Source organism: Bittarella massiliensis (ex Durand et al. 2017), from assembly GCF_017566145.1.
GTDB lineage: Bacteria > Bacillota > Clostridia > Oscillospirales > Ruminococcaceae > Bittarella > Bittarella massiliensis_A.
The window spans coordinates 1-212 of record NZ_JABFCL010000343.1; the positions used below are offsets into that span (position 1 = coordinate 1).

At 67.0% G+C, this 212-nt stretch carries 1 pseudogene; it reads right to left on the bottom strand.

The features are described 5' to 3' along the window. A pseudogene (locus tag HJY11_RS14595) lies at positions 1 to 212 on the bottom strand (hypothetical protein); the annotation flags it as partial.

The window sequence follows — 212 nt, forward strand, 5'->3', positions numbered from 1 at the left end:
GCCGCGCAACGACGACGGCAACAACGGCGCCACCGACGACCATGAGGACGACGGGCAAGGACAGCGTTCCCAGGATGGCCAGGTATCCCGCTTCTCCCTCGGCAATGCGCACCACACTGCCGTCGGCAAGGCGCACCGCCTGGTAGAGCATGACCTCGCCCAGCGTCGTGCTCGAACGCTCGGCGGAACCGTAGCCTGTCGAGATTGCCTGC